Consider the following 1,447-nt stretch of genomic DNA (forward strand, 5'->3'; position numbering starts at 1 on the left):
CCCGTATAACGCAACGCAGCCGCCCGACGATCATGTGTTTGTGAGGACAAATGAATCGAAGGCGGCTGCTGCTGCCAGGATAGGGGCCGGGCACGCGCTGCGGGAACGGGCCGCCCTGCTGGAATCCCTGCGATCGTGCTTCGCCCGGACGCAGACCTGGCTGCACGCCGCGAAATACCTGTCCGCGCTGGTCAGCGACCTGCCGAAACGCAACGGATGGACCATCGCCGAGCACACCGGCGACCGTGCCCCCGACCGTACCCAGCGACTGCTCAACCGTGCCGTGTGGGACGCCCCGGAGGCGATGAGCCGGATCCGCCGGTTCGCGGCGGACGGTCTGGACCAGGCGGCCCGCCGCAATCGCCGCAAGGGCGCGATGACCATCGGGGCGCTGGACGAGACCGGCCAGGAGAAGCAGGGCCCGGCGACCGCGGGAGTCAAACGCCAGTACATGGGCTGCGTGGGCAAAGTCGCCAACGGCATCAACACCGTGCACCTTTCCTACGTGCGCGAACGGGCCGGGCACGCGCTGATCGGCGCCCGGCAATGGATCCCGCGCGAGCAGATCACGGATCCGGAAAGGTCGAAGGCCATGGGGCTGCCGCCCGGCCTGGACTTTCACACCAAAGGGGAACTGGCCGCACAGATCCTGGCCGACGCCTTCGCCGACGGCGTCCGGTTCGACTTCGTGTGCGGAGATGAGGTGTATGGGTCCTGCACCGGGCTGCGGCGGTTCCTGGAGCAGCACGAGCAGGCCCATGTGCTGCGAGTCCCCTCCACATTCATGATCACCCTCGCCCCCGGACTGCGGCTCACCTGCGCCCAGGCCGTGCGGCGCCTGCTGAAAGACCACCGCCGGTGGGAGGTCCGCTCCGCCGGCAAAGGCTCCAAAGGCGAGCGCTGGTACGCCTGGGCCTACTTGGCGACCGCCTCGCCCCGGCATCACCTGCTGATCCGCCGCCATCTGAAGAGCGGGGAACTGGCCTTCCACTGGTGCTACGTGCCCGAGGGACGCCCGCCGGCCCGGACCCGGCTGATCCGTGCCGCCGGGCTGAGATGGCCGGTAGAGGAGTGCTTCGAGCTGGCCAAAGACTGCTTCGGCCTGGATCAGTGCCAGGCGCGCCTGTACACCGCGATCCTGCGGCATCTGGTCTTGGTGATGGCGGCCCTGGCCGTCTGCGCGGTCGCCGCCGCCAAACTGCGGGATCGCACGGACGGCCGGGCCTGCGCCCCGGTGTCCCCCTGCCAGGCCCCGCCCGCCGATCCCGGGCTCATCCCGCTCACCGTTCCCGCGATCAAGGGTCTGCTCGCCGAGGCGCTTCATCATCCCAAGCCGCCCGGGCACACCGCGCGATGGCTTTACTGGCGACGCCGCCACCAGGCACGATCCGGCTGGTTCCATCAACGTGCACGGTTGAAGCGCGACTATGCCCTGGTCAGCTAGCGA

The 1,447-nt window shown here is 69.3% G+C and carries 1 protein-coding gene; it reads left to right on the forward strand.

Annotated features, from left to right (window positions below; all coding sequences use genetic code 11):
* Positions 1-40 precede the first annotated feature (40 nt).
* Positions 41-1,444, forward strand: coding sequence for an IS701 family transposase (locus tag Amac_RS53415; RefSeq protein ID WP_218041821.1), 1,404 nt, complete (start codon positions 41-43; stop codon positions 1,442-1,444).
* The last annotated feature ends 3 nt before the right edge of the window (positions 1,445-1,447 follow it).

Source organism: Acrocarpospora macrocephala (assembly GCF_009687865.1).
Taxonomy (GTDB): Bacteria; Actinomycetota; Actinomycetes; order Streptosporangiales; family Streptosporangiaceae; genus Acrocarpospora; species Acrocarpospora macrocephala.